The organism is Paracoccaceae bacterium Fryx2, assembly GCA_032334235.1.
Taxonomy (GTDB): Bacteria; Pseudomonadota; Alphaproteobacteria; order Rhodobacterales; family Rhodobacteraceae; genus JAVSGI01.
Genome location: JAVSGI010000005.1, coordinates 3052736 through 3077717 on the forward strand (window position 1 = coordinate 3052736; position 24982 = coordinate 3077717).

A 24982-nucleotide genomic window follows, 5' to 3' on the forward strand; every position below is an offset into this window, starting at 1 on the left:
TTTCGCGGTCAGCGCACCCCGCGGCCGGCACCCCCAGGGGAGGACCCATTGGAAATGCAACCAAATGCAAGATGCGATAGGTTGCATCGGCTTGATTGAACGAATGGTCATCATCTTTCCTCCCCTTGTCTCGGTGCTGGGGAGGGACGGGACACGGGACACCCCTTAAGGGGTGTGTCCCTGTCTGTCCCGCCTACCGCCCCCGTGGCACAACTGGACATGTCCCGCTTGTCCCGCCCATGTCCCGCTTGTCCCGCCCCCAGATCGTCAGCGCCTAAGCCGCTGAAAGGGTTGAGAAAGACCATGGACTCTGATGCTGTTGCCCCCTGAGACCGGGACAAAACGCCTTGTCCCGCCAGACGTTTGAAGGCGCGAGTGTATGCTTTCGCCCTGCTATGGTGAGTTTCGGCGTCAGACAGCACGCCGGGGACCGTGCAAGCCTCTCGCAACGCCATTTCAGGGACGCGGATGCAACCAGATGCAACTTCCCCCGCGCCATCAACTTGCATCTGGTTGCAAGCGGCTTGCGTCAGATCCGACAGCACACGCACAAGCGCCCGCTCGCTGCCCGATAGCGTGACGCAATCGAACGCATCCCCAGCCAACTCATCGCAGCGCGGTAGCTGGATTTCGTCGCCGTCTTCGTCGGTGCCGCCGTCTTCGGTCGCGATGCGGAACGCAATGTCACGCTCACAGGTGCCGTTTCTGTTCTTCGTCAACTTGCCGCGGATGATGCCGGACTCGTCCCGCTTCACATGCAGGGCCACGTCTAACGCCCCGTTCAGCAGGCTATGACCGCGGGGCGTCGCGCCTTCCGCCTTCGTGTCGTGGTGGATCAACACGACAGCAGCGCCCCACTTCGTCAAGCCACGGGCGACGGCCACGACGCGCCCCATAGCTTCGGCGCTGTTCTCTTCGAGACCGGGGAAGGCCATTGCCAGCGTATCAATGAAGATCAAGGCAGGCTTCCGCTCCTTCACCGCCTCGACCAGCGCCGCCAGATCAGGCGACTCCTGGGTCAGCAGGTCGTTGACGCCCTCGACCAGCCGGAAGGCCGCTGCGTCGCCGTGTGCAGTCTTCAGAGCTCGCACCCGCCCGCGCATCCCGTGGGGATCTTCCGCCGCGACATAGAAGACGCTGCCCGGCTTCGTCCGCATGCCGAAGGCTTCCGCGCCACGGGCCACGGCATAGCCCAGGAAGGGCGCCAGCAGGCTCTTCCCTGCGCCCGGTGCGCCGAAGATGCAGCCCACGTCGCCCGGTGCCACAAGCCCCTTGATGACGTAGCCGCGCGACGGGGCGGCCTCGCATTGCGTCGGTGTCAGGAAGGCGAGACGCGACGGCTTGGCGGGTGCAACGGGTTCCGCGGCCTCGGGGCCCCAGCCATACGCTTTCGCATGATGATAGAGCGTGCCGATTCCGATGCCTTCGCCGGTGCGCTTCCCGAAGCTGGCCCAAGTCCGGCGCTGGCTCTTTTCGTCATATTTCGTCGGGCAGCGTTTCGACCACTTGCACCAGATCGAAAAGCCCTCTTCGCTGCCGCGGCTTTCGTGGTGCAGGGCTTGTCCAATTTCCAGCCAAATTTGCCGGTCGGATGCATCGGTGATCAGCCGTAGCGCGCCACGGATCTTCGGCCAATCGGGTTCCGGCTGAAACCAAAGGTCGTCATAGTCTTCGGCAGGCGCAGGCAGCGGTTGCCCCAGCAGGTCCCCAAGGTCGGACATTTCGAGCTGTGCCGTGCCGCCTTTCCCGATGCGCGGCAGATCGGTCGCCGCGTCAATGGTGCGGCCCTCGATTGCGAACGTCTCAACCGGCAGCGCGTCGCGAGCCTGCCCGTAGAAGTAGCAGCGGGCTGGATCGAATGACTCGCCGCCCAGGACGCCACCCAGCGCCCCGTTGGCACGCTCCACCGCTGCCCGATGCTCTTCTGCGGTCATCGGTCGGGATGACGGCAGCAACAGGCGCCAACGGGGCGCGGCCGGTGTGTGGCGGGAAGAGGTGTAGACGACGCCGCCAAGCCCGGCGATGCGGAGCCGTTCCACAGCTTCCTGCGGCGTCATCTTGCCCGCGTCGTAATCGCCCATGACGCCCGCGAAGTGTTTGACATGCTCCGCTTTGCGGCCGCCCTCAAAGAGCCCAAGCTTTACCATGGGCAGTGCCGCCTTCGTGGGGGCGGTGGCGCGGCCCATGCGGTCGACAAGCTGGCGAAGGGTCAGCGGTTCCACTTTGGGGCGCGTATCGGTCACGCTGCCGAAGAGCGAAACGGTAAGAGGATTATCTAGCGCAGAATCACGCGGCCCTAGAATCGCATCAAGGTCCGTGCTATGCTGATCTTGGCGATTTTTCCATGCCGCCGCATTTTCAACGCCGTTCCGGGTTCCAGCCGGGGCGGCGTTTTGCATTTCCGGCCTTCGTGGCGGCCCCAGGATGTCGTCAAGATCGGTTGGGAATCCTGAGATAATCGTTTGATTTCCCACGGGTCGTTTTCCTCACGTTTGGGAAAAAGACGCTGTGAAAACAATGGTATCATCGGCCTCTTAATCAGCGTGTCGGCGGTTCGAACCCGCCACGGCTCACCACTTCCAGATTCCCACAGGATCATGACAGGATTGCCGGGCAGGCGATCTTATTCGCCCGGGATGCGCCTTTTCCGCTTGACCCTGCCCGCGACTTTTTCTAGCAAGCGGCATCGCGACCGTGCCTTCGCCTGAACCGGCGAATGAACAGGTGTCGGGTTCTCCGGAAAAGGGCGCTCGGCTCGGATCTGACGGAGACTCAGTTCGGAAGCGATGCTGGAAAGCGGTCGGTGACCGCAATTCGGGACGGTGAGGGCGGGTAGCTCAGTTGGTTAGAGCACGTGACTTTTAATCATGGGGTCGGGGGTTCGAACCCCCCCCCGCTCACCACTCCCTGAAGTCGGCAGCGGCGCACCAGCCGCGAAAGCCGCGTGAAATCAGCATATCACGGCAAAACGGGCGGCGACCCGGCGGTCGGCGGTCCGTGCAGCCCATTGACGCCTGCCCCCCGCCTGCTACCCCTGTGGCATGAGCCTGCCCCAGCTTTCCAACCCTGCCGCCCGCCGCCTGTTCCTTGACCGGCACGGGCTGGCCGAACGCCCCTCGGGCCCCGCCACCGGCGCGGCGCTGGCGGCGCTGATCGCGCGCATCGGCTTCGTGCAGGTCGACAGCATCACCACGGTGGAGCGGGCGCATCACATGATCCTTGCCGCGCGCCGGACTGGGTATCGCCCGGAAAACCTGAAGCCGCTGCTCGAACGCGACCGGGGGCTGTTCGAGCACTGGACGCATGACGCCTCCATCATCCCTGTGGGGCTTTACCCGCATTGGCAGCACCGCTTTGCCCGCGACGCCGACCGGCTGCACCAGAACTGGCGCAAATGGTTCCGCGAGGGATACGAGGCGAAGTTCGACGAGATCCTGACCCGGATCGCCGATCATGGCCCGGTAACTTCGTCCGATGTCGGCATGGGCGAATCGCGGGGCAAGGGTGGCTGGTGGGACTGGCATCCGTCGAAGACCGCACTGGAATGGCTGTGGCGCACCGGCGCGCTGGCGATCTGTCGGCGTGACGGTTTCCAGAAGGTCTATGACCTGACCGAACGGGTGATCCCGCAGGCGCATCGCGCAGCACAGCCGCACCCTGCCGAAACGGTCGGCTGGGCCTGCGCCTCGGCGCTGGATCACCTCGGCTTCGCCACGCCGGGCGAGATCGCCGCCTACTGGAACGCCGTGTCGCCCATCGAGGCGCGCGACTGGTGCCGCGCGGCGCTGGCCGCAGGCGAGGTGATCGAGATCGCGGTCGAGGGCGACGACGGCAGCCTGCGCCGCTGCCTGGCGCGGCCCGACGTGCTGGCGGCAGCGGAGGCTGCCCCCGAACCGCCCGGCCGCATCCGCATCCTGTCGCCCTTCGATCCGGCGCTGCGCGACCGGGACCGGGCGGAACGGCTGTTCGGCTTTCACTACCGCATCGAGGTTTTCGTGCCCCAAGGGCAGCGCCGTTTTGGTTACTACGTGTTTCCGGTGCTGGAAGGGGCCCGGATCGTGGCGCGGATCGACATGAAGGCGTTCCGCGATGCGGGCACCTTGCGGGTGCGGGCGCTGTGGCCGGAACCGGGGATGAAGTGGGGCGCGGCACGGCAGGGTCGGCTGGAGGCCGAGCTGGACCGCATGGCGCGCTTTGCCGGCTGCGACCGGTTGGCGTTCGAGGCGGACTGGCTGCGCGGGACGCTGCCACCCCCGCTGCCACCCCCGCTGCCGACGCCGCGCGCGTGACCGCGGGCGGACGGGGGTTTCACACCCCCGGCGCGACCCTGCGGGCCGCGCTCCCCCGTGGGATATTTGCGCAAAGGTGAAAGCGGGTCAGCAGGCGGTTTCCCAGCCGTCGATCTCGGCCATCGCCTCTTCGGCGGTTTCGACGAAGTGGAACAGGTCCAGATCGGACTCGGCAATGGTGCCCGCTTCGGCGAGGGCCCGCCAGTTGACGATCCTTTCCCAGTAGTCGCGCCCGAACAGCAGGAACGGCACCGGCTTCATCCGCCCGGACTGGATCAGGGTCAGGCTTTCGAACATCTCGTCCAGCGTGCCGAAGCCGCCGGGAAATATGCAGATCGCGCGGGCGCGCATCAGGAAGTGCATCTTGCGGATGGCGAAATAGTGGAAGTTGAAGGTCAGGTCGGGGGTCACGAAGGTGTTGGGCGCCTGTTCATGCGGCAGCACGATGTTCAGCCCGATCGACTGGCCGCCCGCCTCGTGCGCGCCGCGGTTGCCCGCCTCCATGATCCCCGGCCCGCCGCCGGTGGCGATGACATTCTCGCGCCCGTAGCTTTCCATGCTGCGTTCGGTCATGGCAAAGGCGAAGCGCCGGGCCTCGTCGTAGTAGCGCGACAGGGCGGCAAGTTCGGGGGTGGCCGCCCCGGCCTTCTGCGCCGGGTCGGGGATGCGGGCACTGCCGAACATCACCACGGTCGAATTGATGCCGCGTTCATCGAGGATCATCTGCGGCTTCAGCAGTTCCAGTTGCAGCCGGACTGGCCGCAGTTCGGGGCGGGTCATGAAATCGGTGTCGGCAAAGGCCAGCCGGTAGGCGGGCGCGCGGGTCTGGGCGGTGTCGGGTATGCGGTGGGTGGCGGCCACATCCTCGACGCTGTCACGGAACGGATGGCTGCGGGGTTCGTCTTTCATTGGCTGTCCGGGGTTGCTGCGGTTCCACAACCTCTATCGCGGCTTGCCTTCCGGGGCCAGACGTTCGCACGCCACCCGGAGCGGGCAGACCGGCGGCGGCCAGGTGGCGCCGCGACGGATTGCACCGAAACGTCGCGCCGCCTATAGGCAGGAAAAGCCTGGTCCAACCGAGAAAGGGAAGCAAGATGTCCGACACCGCCCTGGAAGCTGCCATCGAAACCGCGTGGGAGGCCCGCGACAGCATCACCCCCGCGACGAAGGGCGAGGCGCGCGATGCCGTCGAGGCGACGCTGGCGGCGCTGGACAGCGGCGTGCTGCGGGTGGCGGTGCGACAGGCCGACGGGGTGTGGCAGGTGAACCAGTGGGCCAAGAAGGCGGTGCTGCTGGGCTTCCGGCTGAAGGACATGGAGATGCAGGCGGGCGGGCCGCAGGGTGGCGGCTGGTGGGACAAGGTCGACAGCAAGTTCCACGGCTGGGGCGAGGCCGACTGGCGCGCCGCAGGGTTCCGTGCGGTGCCGAACTGCATCGTGCGGCGGTCGGCGTTCATCGCGAAGGGGGTCGTCCTGATGCCGTCCTTCGTCAACCTGGGCGCCTATGTCGACGAGGGGACGATGGTCGATACCTGGGCCACCGTCGGCTCTTGCGCGCAGATCGGGAAGAACGTGCATCTGTCGGGCGGGGTCGGGATCGGCGGCGTGCTGGAACCGATGCAGGCGGGGCCGACGATCATCGAGGACAACTGCTTCATCGGGGCGCGGTCCGAGGTGGTGGAGGGCTGCATCGTCCGCGAGGGGTCGGTGCTGGGGATGGGGGTTTTCATCGGGAAATCGACGAAGATCGTCGACCGGGAAACCGGCGTCGTCAGTTATGGCGAGGTTCCGGCCGGGTCGGTGGTCGTCGCGGGGTCGATGCCGTCCAGGAACGGGATCAACCTGTATTGTGCGGTGATCGTGAAGAAGGTGGACGCGCAGACCCGATCCAAGACCTCGATCAACGAGCTGCTGCGGGACTAGGGCGGCGCGGCGTTTTCACGCGTGAAAATGCCTGCATCGGCTTGATTTCACAGTGAAAAGCTTGTGGCGTCAAGCTTTTGGCAATCTTTGGTGCCGGTGTGTCGGCCTTGGGGCGGGCCGGAGGAGAGCCATGGCGCGGGGCTTCGGGCAGCCATGACCGGACGAGACCCGCCGTCGGCGCAGGGCCGGGTGGCGGTTCCGGGCGTGCGCGCCGGGCGCGAGAGCGGCGGCGCGGGGTGCGGACCCGGTGGCAGGTCGGGGCTGGCGGGAACCGGGACCGCGGCGGCGGCGTTGGGTGCGGCGTGGCGTGGGCTGCCATGCGGCCTTCGCCACGCCCCCCTCCCGCAAGGACAGCGCACCATGGAAGACCCCGTCGTTCCCTTCGATCTGGTGCGGATGCTGCTGGGCGATGCCCCGCCGCTGTTTCTGGCGGAAATTCTGGTCCGTGTGCTGGTGATCTATGGCTACACGCTGCTGCTGCTGCGCTGGATCGGGGGCCGCAGCATTGCGCAATTGTCGATGGTCGAGTTTCTGCTGGTGATCGCGCTGGGCTCGGCGGTGGGCGACAGCGTGCTTTACCCCGATGTGCCGCTGCTGCATGCGCTGGCGGTGATCACCGCGGTCGTGGTGATCGACAAGCTCATCGACCTGGCGATCCGGCGCTTTCGACCCGTGAAGCGGATCGTCGATGGCTCGCCCGTGGCGGTTATGCAGGATGGCTGCATCCTGACGCAGGGGATGCTGGATCGCAAGATCGGCACCATGGAACTGATGGAGCTGCTGCGGATGGAGGGCGTCGAGAATCTGGGGCAGGTGCGCGCGGCCTATGTCGAGGCCAGCGGCGGGCTTTCGGTGTTCCTCCGCGAGCCGCCGTGCCCCGGCCTTGCCATCGTGCCGCCGCTGGAGATCGAGCCGCCCGCGCCGCCCGAGGCGGGCGAGCCCGCCGGTTGCCTGAACTGCGGAAAGCCCGCCGGGCAGATCGGGGTGCCCTGCGCCGCCTGTGGCGAGACCAGGCAGGCGCGCCTTTCGCTTGCGCCGGCCGCGTAATCTTGGCAACCAGAGGCCACCCCGCGAACGGAGCCGCAAGATGACCGACGACCAGCCGGAAAAACTGACCGCCGAGAAGCCCGAGAAGATCCGGCGACCGCAGCAGGTTTACACGCTGGTGGTCGAGGTCGGGCGCAAGGCCGGTGACGGGCTGCCCGACAAGGCCACCGGGGCGGCGCTGATGATCTATGCCAGCGGGGTGGACGAGGCCGAGGCGGTGCGCGAGACCGTGGCGATCCTCAAGACCGCCGACATGGCGCCGCTGGATGTCTCGGGTTACGGCACGCTGGAAGAACGGCTGGCGGCGGGCGACGAGATCGACGCCGAGGAGCGCGGGCTGATGGAACGGGCGCTGGCGGAAAACTCGGTCGTGGTGGCGCAGATGACGCCGTTCTACGATTAGAGCCGCTGCCGGGCCGGGGTGAGGCGAAACGCCGTTTCGCGGTCGGGCGGCGCAGACCGTGAGCCGCTGCCGGGCCGGGGTGAGGCGAAACGCCGTTTCGCGGTCAGGCGGCGCAGACCGTGAGCCGCTGCCGGGCCGGGGTGAGGCGAAACGCCGTTTCGCGGTCAGGCGGCGCAGACCGTGAGCCGCCGCCGGGCCGGGGTGAGGCGAAACGCCGTTTCGCGGTCAGGCGGCGCGGTGAAGGGCGCCGCGGCCGAGCAGGGCGAGCAGCGGCAGGGTTTCATAGACGTGCAACTGGCGGCGGGGCAGGGCCTCGGCATTGGCCTCGGGTGTGTGCCGGGCCGAGGCCAGCGCGCAGCCGTCGCTGAGGATCAGCCCCGGCTCCGGCAGTTCCAGCGAGATGCAGGCGGTGCAGGCGCGACGGTTGTCGAACAGGGCAGAGCGGCCATCGGCCATGTGCCGCGCCTCGGCCAGCACCTCGTCCTCGCCGAACAGGTATTCGACCTGATAGCCTGCCAGCGCGATCAACTGGTCGCCCGACACCAGCAGGTCGGCGGTGCGGGCGAAATAGGGCGCGCGCAGCAGCACCGGCGCAAAGCTGCCCCGGCTGGGCAGGTCCATCCGGCGCACCGAGCGCAGCGGCTGCGGACCGCTGTCGGCCGTAAGCACGACATCGCCCGCCCGCAGGCTGCCCGCTGGCGCATGGCCGCCGGGCACAGCCACGGGGGTGCGCAGGCCGATCCACGGCGCGCGGTTCGGCGGCGTGTCGCCCAGGGTCGCGCCGAACCACAGCAGGGCGGGGTGGCGCGTGGCCGGCCCGCCGCCCGCGCAGAGCGCCAGCAGGTCGGCCATCGGCAGCGGCAGTGGGTTGCGGCCCTGCGACCGGGCCGACCAGCCGGTGGCGGGCAGTTCGGCGTGCATTGTCCAGCGGCGGGCGGGCGCGTCCCAGCACAGGGTCAGCCGCGCCGTGCCGCCGTCGCGCGGCAGGGGGGTGGGAAGGGTGTGGCGGATCACGACCTGCCCCTGGCGGTGCAGGATGCCGAAACCTGCCTGCGGGTCGTGGAACACCGACAGGCCCCGCGCCCAGCCGTCGGTGGCGTGATAGTCGAGCAGCACGGTCGGCCCCTCCAGCGGCAGCGCCAGTTCCAGCACCAGCGCGCCGCGGTCCAGCAGCGCACCCGCGGGCATCGGGGCCAGCGGCGTGTCGCGGTCCGAGAGGGCGATCCAGCCCGACATCAGGCGGATCTGCCGCTTGGGCGGGGGTGGGTGGGGCCGGGTTGCTGGGCCGTGCGGGCGCCGCATCCGGCCGCGCCGCGGGTGCGGGCCGTCATCGCGACGTTCGCGCCGGTCGTAGCTGTCGGTTCGGCGCCTGCCGCCATCTGGGTCCCCATCCGCCGGAGACAGGCCAAACGCGAACCGCAAGCCGGCATGTCGGGCCTTTGGCGGAAATACACTGCCCTGAGGTGCGTTGACCCCGCGTTTGTCCTGCCTCAGGACTTGTCGTTGTGGCGAAGATAGGCCGGGCTGGCGCCGCCTGTCATCTGCAAATCGGCCGCCGGGTGCTTGCCGGGCGGCGCGGTGGCGGGCAGGACACACAGGGATCAGGCCAGTGCGGGGGGCAGTTGCGGTGGGGCGGTTGCGGGGCGGGGGGCGAGCGGCTATCCCTTGGGGCGATGCCCTGCAAGGATGCCGCCATGCCAGCCCCTGTCGACCCCGAAGCCCTGACCGCAGCCCTGATCCGCTGCCCCTCTGTCACCCCGGCCGAGGGCGGTGCGCTGGTGCTGCTGGAGGCGGAGCTTGCGCAGGCGGGCTTTGCCTGCACCCGGGTGGACCGGGGCGGGATCTCCAACCTGTTCGCGCGCTGGGGGGTAAAGGGGGCGAACCGGTCTTTCGGCTTCAACGGCCACACCGATGTCGTGCCGGTGGGCGATGCCGCCGCCTGGACGCATGACCCGTTCGGGGCCGAGGTGGTGGATGGCTGGATGTATGGCCGGGGGGCGACCGACATGAAGTCGGGCGTGGCGGCCTTCGTCGCCGCTGCGGTGGATTTCGTTGCGGAGGCGCCGCCCGACGGTGCGGTGATCCTGACCATCACCGGCGACGAGGAGGCCGACGCGGTGGATGGCACGGTGGCGCTGCTCGACTGGATGGCGGCGAATGGCGAGCGGATGACGCATTGCCTGGTGGGCGAGCCGACCTGCCCCGACGTTATGGGCGAGATGATGAAGATCGGCCGCCGGGGTTCAATGACCGCCCATTTCACCGCGCGGGGGGTGCAGGGGCATTCGGCCTATCCGCATCGGGCGAAGAACCCGGTGGCGGCGATGGTGCGGCTGATGGACCGGCTGGCGGGGCATGAGCTTGACGCGGGCAGCGCGCATTTCGACGCCTCGACGCTGGCGATCACCACCATCGACACCGGCAACCTTGCCACCAACGTGATTTCGGCGCTGTGCCGGGGCACGGTGAACATCCGCTACAACGATCTGCACAGCGGCGCCTCGCTGACCGACTGGCTGGCGGCCGAGGCGGCGCGGGTGGAGCGGGAAACCGGCGTTGAGATCGAGATGCGCGCCAGCATTTCCGGCGAAAGCTTCCTGACGCCGCCGGGCGATTTTTCGGCGCTGGTTGCGGGGTCGGTGCAGGCGGAAACCGGGGTGCGGCCCGCGCCCTCGACCTCGGGCGGCACGTCGGACGCGCGTTTCGTCAAGGATCACTGTCCGGTGGTGGAATTCGGGCTGGTGGGGCGGACGATGCATCAGGTCGACGAACGTGTGTCGGTGGCGCAGATTCACCAGTTGAAGGCGATCTATGGCCGCATCCTGCGGGACTATTTCGCATGACGCTGATAGCCGTGACCGATGACATCGCCACCTGCCGCGCCCTGCGCCGCACCGTGTTCATCGACGAACAGGGCGTGGCCGAGGCCGACGAGGTTGACGATCTCGACGGCGTGGCGATTCACCTGCTGGCGACCGATCAGGGCCGACCGGTCGGGTCGGCCCGGCTGCTGGTGCTGGGCGAGGTCGGCAAGATCGGCCGGGTCTGCGTGCTGGCCGAGGCGCGCGGGCGCGGGCTGGGGGCGGCGCTGATCCGCGCGGCGGTGGCCGAGTTTCGTGCCCGGCCGGGGGTCAGAAAGGCGAAGCTGGGGGCGCAGACCCATGCGCTGGGCTTCTATGAAAAGCTTGGGTTCGTGGCGCAGGGGCCGGTTTTATGACGACGCGGGCATTCCGCATCGCGACATGGTTCTGGCGCTGTGAATCCCATATCCTGATGACGCCACGCCCGCCCTGTGCTAGGCCGGGGCATGGACCAGATACCGACCAAAGCCCAGATCCTGCAATGGATCCACGACAACCCGACGTTGAGCGCCAAGCGTGATATCGCCAAGGCCTTCGGCATCAAGGGCGATGCCCGCATCGACCTGAAGCGCCTGCTGCGCGAGATGGAAGACGACGGCGCGCTGGAAAAGCGCAACCGCGTGTTCCGCGATGCGGCCAGCCTGCCGCCGGTGTCGATTGTCGAGGTGCTGGCGCCGGATGCGCAGGGCGACCTGTTCGCCCGCCCGCTGGAATGGCAGGGCGAGGGGGACGCGCCGCGCATCCTGCTGATCACCAAGGCATCGGACCCGGCGCTGGGGCAGGGCGACCGCATTCTGGCGCGGCTGACCGAGGTGGCGGACGAAAGCCACAGCCACGAGGGGCGGCTGATCCGCAAGCTGGGGTCGAACCCGCTGAAACTGCTGGGGATATTCCGTGTCGAGGCCGAGGGCGGCCGGATCGTGCCGATCGACAAGGGGCAGGACAAGGAATGGCGCGTCGCGCGCGACATGACTGGCGGGGCGCGTGACGGCGAGCTGGTCGAGGCCGAGCAGGTTGGGCCGAAGCGGCTGGGCCTGCCGCAGGCGCGGGTGGTGGCGCGGCTGGGCGACCCGTCGGGGCCGAAGGCGGTCAGCCTGATCGCCATCCACCAGCACGGCATCCCCGACCAGTTTCCCGACCCGGTGATCGCCGAGGCCGATGCCGCCCTGCACGCCGATCTGGACGACCGCGAAGACCTGCGCCATCTGCCGCTGGTCACCATCGACCCTGCCGATGCCCGCGACCGTGACGACGCGGTGCATGCCCATGCCGACGACGACCCCAAGAACCCCGGCGGCCATATCGTCTGGGTGGCGATTGCCGACGTGGCGCATTACGTCCGCCCCGGCACCGCGCTTGACCGCGAGGCGCGCAGGCGGGGCAACTCCAGCTACTTCCCCGACCGCGTGGTGCCGATGCTGCCCGACATCCTGTCGGGCGATCTGTGCTCGCTGCACGAGCATGTCGACCGGCCCTGCCTTGCGGTGCGCATGAAGCTGGACGCGCAGGGCGAAAAGCTGAGCCACCGCTTCACCCGCGGGCTGATGCGCTCGGTTGCCAGCCTGCACTATGCCGAGGCGCAGGAGGCGATCGACGGGCAGCCCTCGGACCGTGCGGCGCCGCTGCTCGATGCGGTGCTGCGCCCGCTTTACGCGGCCTATGGGGCCACCAAGCTGGCCCGCGCCGCGCGCCAGCCGCTGGACCTTGACCTGCCGGAACGCAAGATCCGCCTGTCGGAGGATGGCAAGGTGGTCTCGGTGGCCTTCGCGGAACGCTTCGACGCGCACCGGCTGATCGAGGAGTTCATGATCCTTGCCAACGTGGCGGCGGCGGAAGAGCTGACCCGCCTGCGCCGCCCGCTGCTTTTTCGGGTGCACGAGGAACCCTCGCCCGAAAAGCTGGATGCGCTGCGCGAGGTGGCCGAGGCGTCGGGCTTCACGCTGGCCAAGGGGCAGGTGTTGCAGACAAGGCACCTGAACCGGCTGCTGGCACAGGCGGCGGGCACCGAGTTCGACGAGCTGATGAACATCACCACGCTGCGGTCGATGACGCAGGCCTATTACCACCCCGAGAACTTCGGCCATTTCGGGCTGAGCCTGCGGTCCTACGCGCATTTCACCTCGCCGATCCGGCGCTATTCCGACCTGATCGTGCATCGCGCGCTGATCCTCGGCCCTGGCTGGGGGCAGGACGGGCTGTCGCCGGGCGATATCGAGGTGCTGGGCGAGACGGCAAAACAGATCTCGGACACCGAACGGCGCAGCATGGCGGCAGAACGCGACACGACCGACCGCTATCTGGCGGCCTACCTCGCCGACCGGGTGGGGGCGGAGTTTTCGGGCCGCATCTCGGGCGTGCAGCGCTTTGGGCTGTTCGTCAAGCTGGACGAGACCGGGGCAGACGGGCTGATCCCGATCCGGTCGGTCGGGCGCGAGTTCTTCCATTTCGACCCGAACAGCCAGACGCTGATGGGGGCCGACACCGGCCTGACCATCGGCATCGGCCAGCGGGTCACGGTGCGGCTGGCGGAGGCGATACCGATGACCGGCGGTCTGATGCTGGAGCTGCTGGAAATCGAGGACCGCGCGTTGCCCGGCGGGGTGGCGGCGAAGCGCGGGCGCTACGCGCCGCGCAAGCCCGGCAAGGCCGCGGCGCGCGACGCCAAACGCACGGTGGTGCGCAAGCGCAAGTGAGGCGGCGGCATCGGAGAGCCAAAATTCTTGCAAGAATTTTGCAAGAGTTTTGAAAAACTCTTGGCTCCCGGCGCCCCGGGGCCTGTGCTGCGGGTCTGGCGGCGGTGCCTCCGGCGGGGGTATTTGGGCCAATGAGAAGCTGGGTCAGGCGGAAAGGCGCGGGATTTCTGCCGGGGGGGTCAGCCAGGGCCGCAGCAGCGCCATCGGGTGGCTGCGCAGGGTCAGGCGCAGGGCGAGGTAATCCTCGACCACCTGTTCGCCTTCGGTCATCGCGCGGAAGATGACGGCAGGTTCGGTGATGGCCTCGCCATCGATGTCGTCGGCAAACAGCGGCAGCGGCGCGTCGGCCGGCAGGGCGCGGGCCGACCACAGGGCGTTGCGGCGTCCGGCGCCGAGGCTGGCGAAGCAGTCGGCCTCGGCCAGTTTCGTGATCGTGGCGGGCGGGATGGCCGCGCGGCGCCAGACATCCTCGATGGCGGTATAGCCGTTGCCGCGGGCGGCAGCGATCCACAGCGCCTCGTCTTCCGCGACGCCGCGGATCTGGCGGAAGCCGAGCCGCAGCGCGAGGCCGCCGTCGCCGTCGGGTTCCATCACATTGTCCCAATGGCTGGCGTTGATGCAGGGCGGCAGCACGCGCACCCCGTGCTCGCGGGCGTCGCGCACGATCTGCGCCGGGGCATAGAAGCCCATCGGCTGCGCGTTCAGCAGGGCGCAGGCGAAGATGCCGGGGTGGTGCCGCTTGATCCAGGCCGAGGCATAGACCAGGAGCGCGAAGCTGGCGGCGTGGCTTTCGGGGAAGCCGTAGCTGCCGAAGCCCTCGATCTGCGAGAAGCAGCGGTGGGAGAAATCGGCCTCATAGCCGTTGGCGGCCATGCCCTGCAGGAAACGCTCGCGCAGTTCGGTGACGTTGCCGTGTTTCTTGAAGGTGGCCAGCGCGCGGCGCAGGCGGTCGGCCTCCAGCGGGGTGAAGCCCGCGCCGATGATGGCGATCTGCATCGCCTGTTCCTGGAACAGCGGCACGCCCAGCGTCTTGCCCAGCACCCTTCCCAGATCGTTGGACGGGAAAGACACCGTTTCCTGGCCGTTGCGGCGGCGCAGGTAGGGGTGGACCATGTCGCCCTGGATCGGGCCGGGGCGGATGATGGCGACCTGGATCACCAGATCGTAGAACTTGCGCGGCCGCATCCGCGGCAGAAAATTCATCTGCGCCCGGGATTCGACCTGAAACACGCCCAGGCTGTCGGCGCGGCACAGCATGTCGTAGGTTTCGGGGTCTTCGGAGGGCAGGGTGGCCAGAGTGTAGCGGCTGTGGTGGTGCTTTTCCAGCAGGTCGAACCCCTTGCGGATGCACGACAGCATCCCCAGCGCCAAGATGTCGACCTTGAGGATGCCCAGCGCGTCGATATCGTCCTTGTCCCAGCAGATGACGGTGCGATCCTCCATCGTGGCATTCTCGATCGGCACCAGTTCATCCAGCCGCCCTTCGGTGATGATGAAGCCGCCGACATGCTGGCTGAGGTGGCGCGGGAAGCCCTGGATCTCCTCGACCAGCGCCAGGGTCTGGTGCAGGCGCCTGTCGGCGGGGTCGAGGCCGATTTCGCGCAGCCGGTCGTCGGTGATGCCCTTGGGGCCGCCCCAGCCCCAGATCTGGCTCGACATCGCCGAGAGCGTGTCTTCGGTCAGCCCCATCGCCGCGCCGACCTCGCGCACCGCGCGCTTGCCGCGATAGTGGATCACGGTGGCGCAAAGCCCGGCGCGGTGGCGGCCGTAGCGGTCGTAGATGTGCTGGATCACCTCTTCGCGCCGTTCGTGCTCGAAATCGACATCGATGTCGGGCGGCTCGTCGCGGGCTTCCGAGACGAAGCGTTCGAACACCATGGTGCCGATTTCGGGGGAAACCGAGGTCACGCCCAGCGCGTAGCACACCACCGAATTGGCGGCAGAGCCCCGGCCCTGGCACAGGATGCCCCGGTCGCGGGCGAAGGCCACGATGTCGTGAACGGTCAGGAAGTAGGGCTCGTAGCGCAGCTTGCCGATCAGGGCCAGTTCATGCGCCATCTGGGCCTGCACCTTGGCGGGTGCGCCTGCGGGGTAGCGCCAGTGCAGCCCGGTGCGGGCCAGACGTTCCAGCCGCTGCGGCGCGGTCTCGTTGCCCGTCACCTCGGAGGGGTATTCGTAGCGCAATTCGTCAAGCGTGAAGGTCAGCCTGGCCGCGATCTCGGCGGTGCGGGCCACCGCCGCCGCATGGCCGCGGAACAGCTGCGCCATCTCGGCCGCGCTGCGCAGGCGGCTTTCGGAATGGGCCAGCGCGGCGCGGCCGAGGTCTTCGACCCGGACGCCGTGGCGGATGGCGCAGAGCACGTCGGCCAGCTTGCGCCGCCCGCCGTGGTGCATCAGCGGCAGGCCCGAGGCGACGGCGGGCAGGCCCATGCGGTCGGCCAGCCGGGCCAGCCGGGTGAAGCGGGCGGCATCCTGCCCGTCATAGCAGGGCGCCATCAGCAGGCTGATCTGGCCGGGAAAGCGGTGCGCCAGCCGGTCGGCCCCGGTCTGCCATTCCGGCGCACCGCCTTGACGGGCAGCTTCGGGCCGGGCGGTCTCGGGATGCAGCAGCATCTCGATTCCCTCGCCCCAGGCCAGCAGGTCGTCGAGGCCGAGATCACACTGGCCCTTGGGCGCGCGGGTCCGCCCCACGGTCAGCAGACGGCAGAGCCGCCCCCAGCCCGCCCGGTCGCGCGGCAGGGCGGTCACGGTCAGGCCGCAGCGCAGCACCAGCCGGGCAGCCGGGATCAGCCGGGGGGCGGAGCCGGTGGTGCGCAGAAGTTCGCGCGCCGCGACATGCGCCCGCACGATGCCCGCGACGGTGTTTTCATCGGCAATCGCCAGCGCGGGCAGGCCCAGATCATGGGCACGGGTCATCAGCTCCTCGGGGTGCGAGGCGCCGGTGAGGAAGGTGAAGTTCGATGTGGCCGAAAGCTCGACGAAAGGCATGGCAGTGCCCGGTTGACCTGAACATAACGGGAACAAGTCTAACGCAGGGGGCGGGGGTTTGCCAGTGAGTCGGGGTCAGTGCGTGACGTCATGCGCCGGGCGGGCGGCAGGGCCGGGTGCCTGCGGCGCGGGTATTTGGGCCAAAGAGAAACCGCAGGTCGCGGCTTTCAGCGCAGCTTTTCCAGCAGGGCAAGGCTGGGATAGCCATCGGGAATCAGCCCGGCCGACCGCTGGAACGCCTTGACCGCCGCGATGGTGTTGGGGCCGATCTTCCCGTCAACGCCTTGGGTAGAAAAGCCCGCCCGGGTCAGGCGATCCTGCAACTCGGTCCGTTCCTCGGGTTTCAGGGCGCGGTCGTCGCGCGGCCAGGTGGCCTGGATCGCCGGGCCGCCCTTGATGCGGTCGGCCAGATGGCCGACGCCGATCACATAGGCATCGGCGGCGTTATACCGCTCTATCGCGTTGAAATTGCGGAAGATCAGGAAGGCGGCACCCCTGGCCCCGGCGGGCAGCAGCACCGAGGCCATGCCATGATCGGGCAGGGCGCCACCCGATGCCGTGCGCAGGCCAAGTGCCTGCCAGGCGGTCACCGGCTTTTTCACGCCCGCGCCGGTTTCGGCATGGTCGAACCCTTCGGGCAAGACGACCTCGACGCCCCAGGGGCGGCCGCTTTCCCAGCCCGAGCGCGCCAGATAGGCGGCGGTGGAGGCCAGCGCGTCGGTCGGATCGTCCGACCAGATGTCGCGCTTGCCGTCGCCGGTGAAATCGACCGCATAGGCAAGGTATGAGGTCGGGATGAACTGGGTGTGCCCCATCGCCCCGGCCCAGCTGCCGGTCATCCGCGCCGGGGCGACATCGCCGCTTTGCACGATCTTCAGAGCCGCCAGCAACTGCTGCTCGAAAAACGGGCCGCGCCGCCCGTCAAAGGCCAGCGTCGCCAGCGATTCGATCAGGGGGAAGTCGCCCCTGAAGGTGCCATAGGCGCTTTCCAGCCCCCAGACGGCCACGACGATCTCTTTCTCCACGCCATAGGCCGCCTCGATCCGTTCCAGCAGGGCGCGGTGGCGCTCAAGGGCGGCCTTGCCGTTCTCGATCCGGTTTTCCGAGGCGGCGCTGTCGAGATAGTCCCAGATGGTCTTGGTGAACTCGCTCTGGTTGCGATCCCTGGCGATCACGTCGGCGTTGTAGCGCACGCCATCGAAGGCGCGGGCAAAGGTGGCGGCTGAAATGCCCGTCGCTGCGGCGCGGCCACGGAAGCCCGCGATCCAGTGATCCAGCCCCGCCACCGTGCCCGCAACCTCTGTCACACCCGTTCCCCCATCGCCAAGCCCCGGCTGCACCGGCGCCGCCAGCCCGCCACCAGCCAGCATACACCCGGCCACCAGCCCTAAAACCCTCGAAAATTCGCGCATGACAGACTTGGCCCCCAACTCATGGCACGAAGGCTACCGCGATTGTCTCCATACCGGAAGCAATCCTTGGCATCGCGGCGGTTCCTTGCATTCACCTTGGCCAAATATCCCCGCCGGAGGCTCCGGCGGCCCGGCCGGGACCGCCGCCCGACGTTGGGCGCCAAAAGTTTTCTCAAAACTTTTGCAAAATTCTTGCAAGAATTTTGGCTGCGCCCGGCCTGGCCCCCGCGCCGCGATACCACACCCGCGTCTTGCACCCGCGATTGCATTTCCCGGCCCCCGGCCTTATCTCGGAGCCAACTCAGGTGACCAAAGGGCCAGCCCGCATGAACTGGATCTCGAACTACGTCCGCCCCAAGATCAACTCGCTGTTTTCGCGCCGCGAGGTGCCCGAGAACCTGTGGACGAAGTGTTCAGAATGCGGGACGATGCTGTTCCACCGCGAATTGGCCGACAATCTGAACGTCTGCACCACCTGCGACCATCACATGGCGATCACCCCGCGCGACCGTTTCACCGCGCTGTTCGATCTGGGCATATTCACCGAGGTCAAGGTGCCCGAGCCGCTGGCCGACCCGCTGCAGTTCCGCGACCAGAAGAAGTATCCCGACCGGCTGAAGGCGGCGCAGAAGCTGACCGGGGAGCGCGACGCGATGCTGGTGGCCGAGGGCGAGATTTCGCGCACCCCGATCATCGCCGTGGCGCAGGACTTCTCGTTCATGGGCGGGTCGATGGGCATGTATGTCGGCAACGCCATTCTGGCGGCGGCGATGCGGGCGATCGAGCTGAAACGCCCGCTGGTGCTGTTTTCCGCTGCGGGTGGGGCACGGATGCAGGAGGGCATCCTGTCGCTGATGCAGATGCCGCGCAGCACGGTCGCGGTGCAGATGCTGAAAGAGGCGCATCTGCCTTATGTCGTGGTGCTGACGCATCCGACCACCGGCGGCGTGACCGCAAGCTACGCCATGCTGGGCGACGTGCAGATTGCCGAACCCAACGCGCTGATCTGTTTTGCCGGGCCGCGGGTGATCGAGCAGACCATCCGCGAAACCCTGCCCGAGGGCTTCCAGCGTGCCGAATACCTGCTGGACCACGGGATGCTGGACCGCGTCACCCATCGCCGGGCGATGAAGGACGAACTGGTGACGATTCTGCGGATGCTGACCAACCAGCCGCCCGCGATCAAGGGCGACCTGCCCGCCCCCGCGCCGCTGCCGGAAACCGCGCCGCCGCCGCCCGTGGCCGAGCCCGAACCTGCCGCCGCCCCGAAGGCCGCGAAGGCGTGAGCGTGCCCGCCTCCGACGTGATCCTGCAACGGATGATGTCTTTCCACCCGAAGATCATCGACCTGACACTGGACCGGGTGCTTCGCCTGCTGGCGGCGGTGGATCACCCCGAGCGCCGCCTGCCGCCGGTGATCCACATTGCGGGCACGAACGGCAAGGGCTCGACGCAGGCGATGATCCGCGCCGGGCTGGAGGCGGCGGGGCAGAGCGTCCATGCCTATACCTCGCCGCATCTGGCGCGGTTTCACGAGCGCATCCGGCTGGCGGGCGACCTGATCTCGGAACCGGCGCTGGCGGCGCTGCTGGATGAATGCGTGGCGGCCAACGGCGACGGGGCGATCACCTTCTTCGAGATCACCACGGTGGCGGCGTTGCTGGCCTTTGCCCGCACGCCGGCCGACATGGTGCTGCTGGAGGTCGGGCTGGGCGGGCGGCTGGACGCGACCAATGTGGTCGAAAGGCCCGCGCTGACCATCATCACGCCGGTTTCCATCGACCACCAGCAGTATCTGGGCGAAACCCTGGCCGAGATTGCGGGCGAAAAGGCGGGCATCCTGAAGCGCGGCGTGCCCTGCGTCGTGGGGCCGCAACTGCCCGCCGCGATGGATGTGATCGAGGCGCGCGCCGCAAGGCTGGGGGTGCCATTGCTGGCGCACGGCCAGCAGTGGCAGGTGTGGGAGGAGCGCGGGCGGCTGGTCTATCAGGACGAGAGCGGGTTGCTGGACCTGCCGCTGCCCAACCTGCCCGGCCCGCACCAGATCCAGAATGCCGGGGCGGCGATTGCCGCGCTGCGCTATCTCGGTCAGTCCGCGACCGTCTGTGAGGCGGCGGTGACCGCGGCCGAGTGGCCGGCCCGGATGCAGCGCCTGCGCCGCGGGCCGCTGGTGCAGAGCGCGCCGCGGGTCGAACTGTGGCTCGACGGCGGGCACAACCCGGCGGGCGGGGCGGCGATTGCCGCGACGCTGGCCACGATGCCCGCGCGCGAGACGCATCTGATCTGCGGCATGTTGAACACCAAGGATGTCGGCGGCTATCTGGCCCCGCTGGCCGCCCATGCCGCCAGCCTGCACGCCGTCTCGATTCCCGGCGAGAAGAACACCCTGCCCGCCGACGTGACGCGCGATGCGGCGCTGGCCGTCGGTCTGCCGGGCGTGGTGGCCGAATCGGTCGGCGCGGCGCTGGCCGCGATTGCGGCCGAAAGCCCGGCCGCGCGGGTGCTGATCTGCGGGTCGCTCTATCTGGCCGGGTCGGTGCTGCGCGAGAACGGCTGATCCGAGACGGGCTGATCCGAGGCCGGGGCGCGGGACATCAGGCGAGGTGGGGGCGGAAGGCGTCGATCACTTCGGCATAGACCTGGCGCTTGAAGGGCACGATGGCGGCCAGCATGTCGTCGGCGGCGATCCAGCGCCATTGGCCGAATTCGGGGTGGGCGGTGGCGATGGCGATCTGGTCGTCGGTGCCGAGGTAGCGGAACAGGAACCAGCGCTGGCGCTGGCCGCGATACCTGCCGCCCCAGACCTTGCCCAGCAGGTCGGGCGGCAGGTCGTAGGTCACCCAGCCGGGCGTCTTGGCGACGAACTGCACCAGACCCTTGGCTATGCCGGTTTCTTCCCGCAATTCGCGCAGGGCGGCGGCGCGGGGCTTTTCGCCGTCGTCGATGCCGCCTTGCGGCATCTGCCAGGCGGGCACCGGATTGTCGAGCCGCTGGCCCGCGAAGATCAGGCCCTGCGGGTTGATCAGCGTGATGCCGACGCAGGGGCGGTAGGGCAGGGATGTGGTGTCGGGGTTCATCTGGGATCGCCGTTGGGGAACGGGGGGCGCGCCGTGCGCCCCCCGGCGCGGGTCAGGGACTGACAGCGATGGCGGTGAGGCCCTTGAGGATATCGACCGCATAGGCCAGCTGATAATCCTCGTCGCGCAGTTTCGCGGCCTCTTCGGCAAGGGCGCGTTCTTCTTCCAGCAGGCGCTTTTCATCCTCGGTCATCGAGTCGTTGCTGATGATGCCGCGCAGGTCGGCTTCGGAGCGGGTCGAGGTTTCGACTTCGGCCTCGGGGGCGTCGGGTTCGCGGACCGGCTGGTTCACGACGATGTCGGGCGCCACGCCAAGCGCCTGGATCGAACGGCCCGAGGGCGTGTAGTAGCGCGCGGTGGTCAGGCGCATCGCGCCGTCGCCGCGCAGCGGGATCACGGTCTGGACCGAGCCCTTGCCGAAGCTCTTGGTGCCGACCACGATGGCGCGGCGGTGATCCTGCAACGCGCCCGCGACGATTTCCGACGCCGAGGCCGAGCCGCCGTTGATCAGCACCACCAGCGGCTTGCCCAGCGCCAGATCGCCCGGCGCCGCGTTGAAGCGTTCGCCGTCGCTGGCGGCGCGGCCGCGGGTCGAGACGATCTCGCCCTTGTCGAGGAAGGCATCCGACACCTTGATCGCCTGGTTCAGCAGCCCGCCGGGGTTGTTGCGCAAGTCGAGCACCACCCCATTGACCTTGTCGATGCCGCCAAGATCCTTGATCGCCTGGTTCAGGCCCTCTTCCAGCCCCGGATAGGTCTGGTCGTTGAACGTGGTCAGGCGCACGACGACGGTGCTGCCCACCACGCGGGTGCGCGCCGCCGTCAGCTTGATGGTGTCGCGGATGATCGACACGTCGAAGGGTTCGGTCACGTCCTTGCGCACGACGGTGATGATGATTTCCGACCCGACCGGGCCGCGCATCAGTTCCACCGCCGCATCGAGCGTCAGGCCCAGCACGGTCTCGCCGTTGACATGGGTGATGAAGTCGCCGGCCTGGATGCCCGCCGCCGCGGCCGGCGTGTCGTCGATCGGCGAGACCACCTTGACGAAGCCCTCTTCCTGGGTGACCTCGATGCCCAGCCCGCCGAATTCGCCGCGGGTCTGCACCTGCATGTCGTCGAAATCCTTCGGCGGCAGATAGCTGGAATGGGGATCGAGCGAGGTCAGCATCCCGTTGATCGCGGCCTCGATCAGCTCTTCGGGCTTGACCTCCTCGACATACTGGCCGCGGATGCGTTCGAAGATGTCGCCGAACAGGTCGAGCTGTTCATAGACCGAGGCATTGCGGCTGGCCTCTTGCGCGATCAGCGGCCCGGCCACCTGCGTCGTCAGCAGCGCCCCGGCTACCGTGCCGCCCAGGGCGGCCATCACGAATTTCCTCATGCTCGTTCTATTCCCCAGTTGCTGCGAACCATTCCGCCGGATCGACGGGCGTGGCCGCTTGCCTAAGTTCCATATAAAGCGTTTCCGTATCGCGCGCGCCACCGCCATCTTGCGCCGAAATCAGAAACTCCGCCACTCCAGGCTCTCCGCCGCCCATCAGGCCGAGGGGCGCGCCGACCCCGACGACCTCGCCGACCTCTCCGTATACGGTTTCCAGACCTGCAAGGATAAGAAGATAGCCCCCGCCGGGTTCGAGGACCATCACATTTCCGTAGTCGAGCAGCGGGCCGCGGTAGCGGATGGTGGCGGGCCAGGGCGCAGTGACCAGCGCGCGCGGCCGGGTGCCCAGCACAAGGCCGGGGCGGCGCAGGCCGCTGGAGTCGGCCTCCATCGCGCGGCGCAGCACGCGGCCCAGCACAGGCAGCGGCAGCGTGCCCTTGGCCGAGGAGAAATCGCGGATGCCGCCGGCCTCGGTTTCCGACAGCGAGAGGCCACCCGCGAACGCCTCCAGCGTGTCGGCGCTTTGCAGCAGGCCGCGCAGCACCTCGGGGTCTTCGGTGAAGCGTTTCGGCAGGGTGGTGCGGTCGGAGATCGCCTGGCTGAGCGCGGTGCGCGCGGCTTGTGCGGCACTCAGGCCGTCGGCCAGCGTCTGACCCGCCGCGGCCTGCAAAGCTCGCAGGTCGCGGATTTCCTGCAACTCGGCGCGCAGGGCCTGCGCCTCGGCCTGCAGCGCCGGGGTCACGTCGGCCAGCATCATGCCCGAACGCACCGTGCCCAGCGGCCCGGATGGGTGCAGCAGCAGCAGCGGGCCGGGATCGGCCTCCATCCGGCTGAGCACGCCGATCAGCTGCGCCACGCGGTCGCGCTTGGCCTCGAACTGCAACGCCAGCGCCGCCTCGCGGATCGAGGCCTGCCGCAGGCTTTCGCGCAGGGCAGACAGGCCCTGTTCATAGGCGCCGATGGTGCGGGTGAGGGCGGCGACGCGGTCCTTCGCGGCCTCGGCCTTGCCCAGCTCGGCCACGGCGGCCTGCAGGTCGGCGGCGGCCTCGGTGGCCTGTTCGGCGACGCTTTGCGCCTGTGCCTGTGCCGCCAGCGCCAGCCCGAGTGCCAGAACGCCTGCGCGGATCATGCGACGATCAGGCTTTCGCCGGTCATCTCCGGCGGCTGCGGCAGGCCCATCAGCTGCAAGAGGGTGGGGGCGAGGTCGGCCAGACGGCCGGGGCGCAGATGGACGCCGGGCGGGCCGCCGACCAGTATGACCGGCACCGGGTTGGTGGTATGGGCGGTGTGCGGGCCGCCGGTCACCGGATCGACCATGGTTTCGCAATTGCCATGGTCGGCGGTGACGATCATCGCCCCGCCCGCCGCCCGCAGCGCCGCCAGCACCCGGCCAAGCCCTGCGTCCACCGCCTCGCAGGCCGCCATGGCGGCGGCCAGATCGCCGGTGTGGCCGACCATGTCGGGGTTGGCATAGTTGACCACGATCAGGTCGTAGCCATGGCCGATCGCCGCCACCAGATGGTCGGTGACCTCGGCCGCCGACATTTCGGGTTGCAGGTCATAGGTCGCAACCTTGGGCGATCTTGCCATGTAGCGGTCTTCGCCTGTCTCTGCCGTCTCGCGCCCGCCGTTCAGGAAGAAGGTGACATGCGGGTATTTCTCGGTTTCCGCGATGCGGAACTGGGTGCGGCCGTGGCTGGCCACCCATTCGCCCAGCGTGTTGTGCAGCACGGGCTTGGGGTAGGCGGCTGTCATGAAGCCGTTGTGCAGGGCGGAATAATCCACCATCCCCAGCATGGCCGCCCAGTGCGGGCGCGGGCCGGGGTCATAGGCGGCAAAGCCGGGCGCGCCGAGGGCCGACAGGATCTCGCGCGCGCGGTCGGCACGGAAGTTCAGGCAGAAGAAGCCGTCGCCGTCGCGCGCGCCAGTGTAGCCGCCAACCACGGTAGGGGCGATGAATTCGTCGGTTTCCGACCGGATCGAGGCCGAGGAGATTGCGGTCAGCGCATCGGGGGAGGTTTCGCCCTTGCCGTGCAGGATGGCGGCGGTGGCTAAGGCCACGCGGTCCCAGCGGGTGTCGCGGTCCATCGCCCAGTAGCGCCCGATCACCGTGGCGATGGTGGCACCGGGGGGAAGGCCCGCCTCCAGCGTCGTCAGGAAGGTGGTGGCTGAACTGGGGGCCACGTCGCGGCCGTCGGTGATGGCATGAACCAGCACCGGCACGCCCGCCCCGGTAACGGCCCGGCAGGCGGCCAGCAGGTGCTGGATATGGCCGTGCACCCCGCCATCCGACACCACGCCCATCAGGTGCGCCACCCCGCCCGAGACCTGCAGCGCCGCCACGAAGGCCAGAAGTGCGGGGTTGCGGCCGAAAGACCCGTCCTCGATCGCCATGTCGATCGCACCAAGGTCCATCGCCACGACGCGGCCCGCGCCGATATTGGTGTGCCCGACCTCGGAGTTGCCCATCTGCCCGGTCGGCAGGCCCACGTCGCGGCCGTGGGTGATCAGCGTGGCATGAGGGCAGGTGGACCAGATCGCATCGAAATGCGGCGTGTCGGCCAGGGCGGGGGCGTTGGCGGTGCGGTCCTCGCGCAGGCCCCAGCCATCCAGGATGCACAGGACGACGGGCTTCGGTGGGGTCATGGCGCGGCTCCTGCGGTGATGCGCCTTTCTTCTATGCGGGCGCGGCGGGGGCGGCAACCGCCGCGCCTGCCGCAGCGGCGCAATTTCAGGCGCGGACCAGGATGCTCTTCGATTTCGCCATGTCGAACAGCGCTCCGCCTGCAGACTGCTCCGGTCGGCGTCGGGTGCGTTCGGGTGGCGCAGTCGCAGGGTCGGCACCATGGCGGTCGCACCGGCGGCGCGCCTGGCCCAAGTCGCTGCATCGCGCGCGGCGGGATTGC

18 protein-coding genes and 1 tRNA gene are annotated in these 24982 nt (G+C 68.6%); 10 read left to right on the plus strand and 9 right to left on the minus strand.

The window, feature by feature from the left end; genetic code table 11:
* Window positions 1-110: 110 nt before the first annotated feature.
* Window positions 111-2474 (minus strand): AAA family ATPase, encoded by a 2364-nt coding sequence (locus tag RNZ50_23970; protein MDT8858032.1) that lies wholly within the window; start codon window positions 2472-2474, stop codon window positions 111-113.
* Between the two features lie 352 nt (window positions 2475-2826).
* Here RNZ50_23970 and RNZ50_23975 point away from each other — a divergent pair.
* Both RNZ50_23975 and RNZ50_23980 read left to right on the plus strand, forming a co-directional pair.
* A tRNA-Lys gene (locus RNZ50_23975) sits at window positions 2827-2903 on the plus strand.
* Between the two features lie 138 nt (window positions 2904-3041).
* Window positions 3042-4289, plus strand: a complete 1248-nt coding sequence (locus RNZ50_23980; GenBank protein ID MDT8858033.1) for a crosslink repair DNA glycosylase YcaQ family protein — start codon at window positions 3042-3044, stop codon at window positions 4287-4289.
* 87 nt (window positions 4290-4376) lie between these two features.
* On the opposite strand, the gene RNZ50_23985 is transcribed toward RNZ50_23980, so the two are convergent.
* Entirely contained in the window at window positions 4377-5198 is an 822-nt protein-coding gene (locus tag RNZ50_23985; protein MDT8858034.1) for an LOG family protein, read from the minus strand.
* Between the two features lie 185 nt (window positions 5199-5383).
* Between RNZ50_23985 and dapD the strand changes: the two genes are divergently transcribed.
* The 3 genes from dapD to RNZ50_24000 all read left to right on the plus strand — a co-directional run bounded on the left by dapD (window position 5384) and on the right by RNZ50_24000 (window position 7661).
* Window positions 5384-6211 carry a 2,3,4,5-tetrahydropyridine-2,6-dicarboxylate N-succinyltransferase gene (dapD, locus tag RNZ50_23990; GenBank protein ID MDT8858035.1) on the plus strand — a complete coding sequence of 276 codons (828 nt, stop codon included), beginning with the start codon at window positions 5384-5386 and terminating at the stop codon, window positions 6209-6211.
* A gap of 360 nt (window positions 6212-6571) precedes the next feature.
* Window positions 6572-7258: a DUF421 domain-containing protein gene (locus tag RNZ50_23995; GenBank protein ID MDT8858036.1), complete on the plus strand. Its 687-nt coding sequence runs from the start codon at window positions 6572-6574 to the stop codon at window positions 7256-7258.
* A 40-nt stretch (window positions 7259-7298) separates the two neighbouring features.
* Entirely contained in the window at window positions 7299-7661 is a 363-nt protein-coding gene (locus tag RNZ50_24000; GenBank protein MDT8858037.1) for a hypothetical protein, read from the plus strand.
* Window positions 7662-7886: 225 nt separating this feature from the next.
* Here the strand turns inward: RNZ50_24000 and RNZ50_24005 are convergent, their stop codons facing one another.
* Window positions 7887-8897, minus strand: coding sequence for a Hint domain-containing protein (locus tag RNZ50_24005; GenBank protein ID MDT8858038.1), 1011 nt, complete (start codon window positions 8895-8897; stop codon window positions 7887-7889).
* A gap of 458 nt (window positions 8898-9355) precedes the next feature.
* Here RNZ50_24005 and dapE point away from each other — a divergent pair, with 458 nt between their 5' ends.
* The 3 genes from dapE (at window position 9356) to rnr (ending at window position 13215) form a co-directional block, all read left to right on the plus strand.
* A complete protein-coding gene (gene dapE, locus RNZ50_24010) occupies window positions 9356-10504 on the plus strand; it encodes a succinyl-diaminopimelate desuccinylase (GenBank protein MDT8858039.1) in 1149 nt (382 codons plus the stop codon).
* Window positions 10501-10878, plus strand: coding sequence for a GNAT family N-acetyltransferase (locus RNZ50_24015; protein ID MDT8858040.1), 378 nt, complete (start codon window positions 10501-10503; stop codon window positions 10876-10878). Before dapE ends, RNZ50_24015 begins: the two co-directional genes overlap by 4 nt.
* Before the next feature lie 90 nt (window positions 10879-10968).
* Window positions 10969-13215, plus strand: coding sequence for a ribonuclease R (gene rnr, locus RNZ50_24020; GenBank protein ID MDT8858041.1), 2247 nt, complete (start codon window positions 10969-10971; stop codon window positions 13213-13215).
* Between the two features lie 144 nt (window positions 13216-13359).
* On the opposite strand, the gene RNZ50_24025 is transcribed toward rnr, so the two are convergent.
* Both RNZ50_24025 and RNZ50_24030 read right to left on the minus strand, forming a co-directional pair.
* Window positions 13360-16203 (minus strand): error-prone DNA polymerase, encoded by a 2844-nt coding sequence (locus RNZ50_24025; GenBank protein ID MDT8858042.1) that lies wholly within the window; start codon window positions 16201-16203, stop codon window positions 13360-13362.
* Between the two features lie 167 nt (window positions 16204-16370).
* The gene (locus RNZ50_24030; protein ID MDT8858043.1) at window positions 16371-17615 is read right to left on the minus strand and encodes a lytic murein transglycosylase; all 1245 of its coding nucleotides are present in this window, start codon (window positions 17613-17615) and stop codon (window positions 16371-16373) included.
* Between the two features lie 326 nt (window positions 17616-17941).
* Here RNZ50_24030 and accD point away from each other — a divergent pair, with 326 nt between their 5' ends.
* Window positions 17942-18901 (plus strand): acetyl-CoA carboxylase, carboxyltransferase subunit beta, encoded by a 960-nt coding sequence (gene accD / locus RNZ50_24035; protein MDT8858044.1) that lies wholly within the window; start codon window positions 17942-17944, stop codon window positions 18899-18901.
* A complete protein-coding gene (locus RNZ50_24040) occupies window positions 18898-20172 on the plus strand; it encodes a folylpolyglutamate synthase/dihydrofolate synthase family protein (GenBank protein MDT8858045.1) in 1275 nt (424 codons plus the stop codon). Before accD ends, RNZ50_24040 begins: the two co-directional genes overlap by 4 nt.
* Window positions 20173-20209: 37 nt before the next feature.
* On the opposite strand, the gene RNZ50_24045 is transcribed toward RNZ50_24040, so the two are convergent.
* The 4 genes from RNZ50_24045 to gpmI are packed head-to-tail and all read right to left on the minus strand — an operon-like array spanning window position 20210 to window position 24722.
* The gene (locus RNZ50_24045; protein MDT8858046.1) at window positions 20210-20692 is read right to left on the minus strand and encodes an RNA pyrophosphohydrolase; all 483 of its coding nucleotides are present in this window, start codon (window positions 20690-20692) and stop codon (window positions 20210-20212) included.
* A 52-nt stretch (window positions 20693-20744) separates the two neighbouring features.
* The gene (locus tag RNZ50_24050) at window positions 20745-22076 is read right to left on the minus strand and encodes a S41 family peptidase (protein ID MDT8858047.1); all 1332 of its coding nucleotides are present in this window, start codon (window positions 22074-22076) and stop codon (window positions 20745-20747) included.
* A 7-nt stretch (window positions 22077-22083) separates the two neighbouring features.
* Window positions 22084-23205 (minus strand): peptidase M23, encoded by a 1122-nt coding sequence (locus RNZ50_24055; protein MDT8858048.1) that lies wholly within the window; start codon window positions 23203-23205, stop codon window positions 22084-22086.
* The gene (gene gpmI / locus RNZ50_24060) at window positions 23202-24722 is read right to left on the minus strand and encodes a 2,3-bisphosphoglycerate-independent phosphoglycerate mutase (protein MDT8858049.1); all 1521 of its coding nucleotides are present in this window, start codon (window positions 24720-24722) and stop codon (window positions 23202-23204) included. Before gpmI ends, RNZ50_24055 begins: the two co-directional genes overlap by 4 nt.
* Window positions 24723-24982: the final 260 nt, after the last annotated feature.

What these genes read in the sequence shown, in the direction of transcription:
- RNZ50_24050 (MDT8858047.1), bottom strand. Translation starts at nt 22,076, where the DNA reads ATGAGGAAATTCGTGATGGCCGCCCTGGGCGGCACGGTAGCCGGGGCG.
- RNZ50_23985 (MDT8858034.1), bottom strand. Translation starts at nt 5,198, where the DNA reads ATGAAAGACGAACCCCGCAGCCATCCGTTCCGTGACAGCGTCGAGGAT.
- gpmI (MDT8858049.1), bottom strand. Translation starts at nt 24,722, where the DNA reads ATGACCCCACCGAAGCCCGTCGTCCTGTGCATCCTGGATGGCTGGGGC.
- RNZ50_24025 (MDT8858042.1), bottom strand. Translation starts at nt 16,203, where the DNA reads ATGCCTTTCGTCGAGCTTTCGGCCACATCGAACTTCACCTTCCTCACC.
- dapD (MDT8858035.1), top strand. Translation starts at nt 5,384, where the DNA reads ATGTCCGACACCGCCCTGGAAGCTGCCATCGAAACCGCGTGGGAGGCC.
- dapE (MDT8858039.1), top strand. Translation starts at nt 9,356, where the DNA reads ATGCCAGCCCCTGTCGACCCCGAAGCCCTGACCGCAGCCCTGATCCGC.
- RNZ50_24005 (MDT8858038.1), bottom strand. Translation starts at nt 8,897, where the DNA reads ATGTCGGGCTGGATCGCCCTCTCGGACCGCGACACGCCGCTGGCCCCG.
- rnr (MDT8858041.1), top strand. Translation starts at nt 10,969, where the DNA reads ATGGACCAGATACCGACCAAAGCCCAGATCCTGCAATGGATCCACGAC.
- RNZ50_24045 (MDT8858046.1), bottom strand. Translation starts at nt 20,692, where the DNA reads ATGAACCCCGACACCACATCCCTGCCCTACCGCCCCTGCGTCGGCATC.
- RNZ50_24000 (MDT8858037.1), top strand. Translation starts at nt 7,299, where the DNA reads ATGACCGACGACCAGCCGGAAAAACTGACCGCCGAGAAGCCCGAGAAG.
- RNZ50_23995 (MDT8858036.1), top strand. Translation starts at nt 6,572, where the DNA reads ATGGAAGACCCCGTCGTTCCCTTCGATCTGGTGCGGATGCTGCTGGGC.
- RNZ50_24030 (MDT8858043.1), bottom strand. Translation starts at nt 17,615, where the DNA reads ATGCGCGAATTTTCGAGGGTTTTAGGGCTGGTGGCCGGGTGTATGCTG.
- RNZ50_24055 (MDT8858048.1), bottom strand. Translation starts at nt 23,205, where the DNA reads ATGATCCGCGCAGGCGTTCTGGCACTCGGGCTGGCGCTGGCGGCACAG.
- RNZ50_23980 (MDT8858033.1), top strand. Translation starts at nt 3,042, where the DNA reads ATGAGCCTGCCCCAGCTTTCCAACCCTGCCGCCCGCCGCCTGTTCCTT.
- RNZ50_24015 (MDT8858040.1), top strand. Translation starts at nt 10,501, where the DNA reads ATGACGCTGATAGCCGTGACCGATGACATCGCCACCTGCCGCGCCCTG.
- accD (MDT8858044.1), top strand. Translation starts at nt 17,942, where the DNA reads ATGAACTGGATCTCGAACTACGTCCGCCCCAAGATCAACTCGCTGTTT.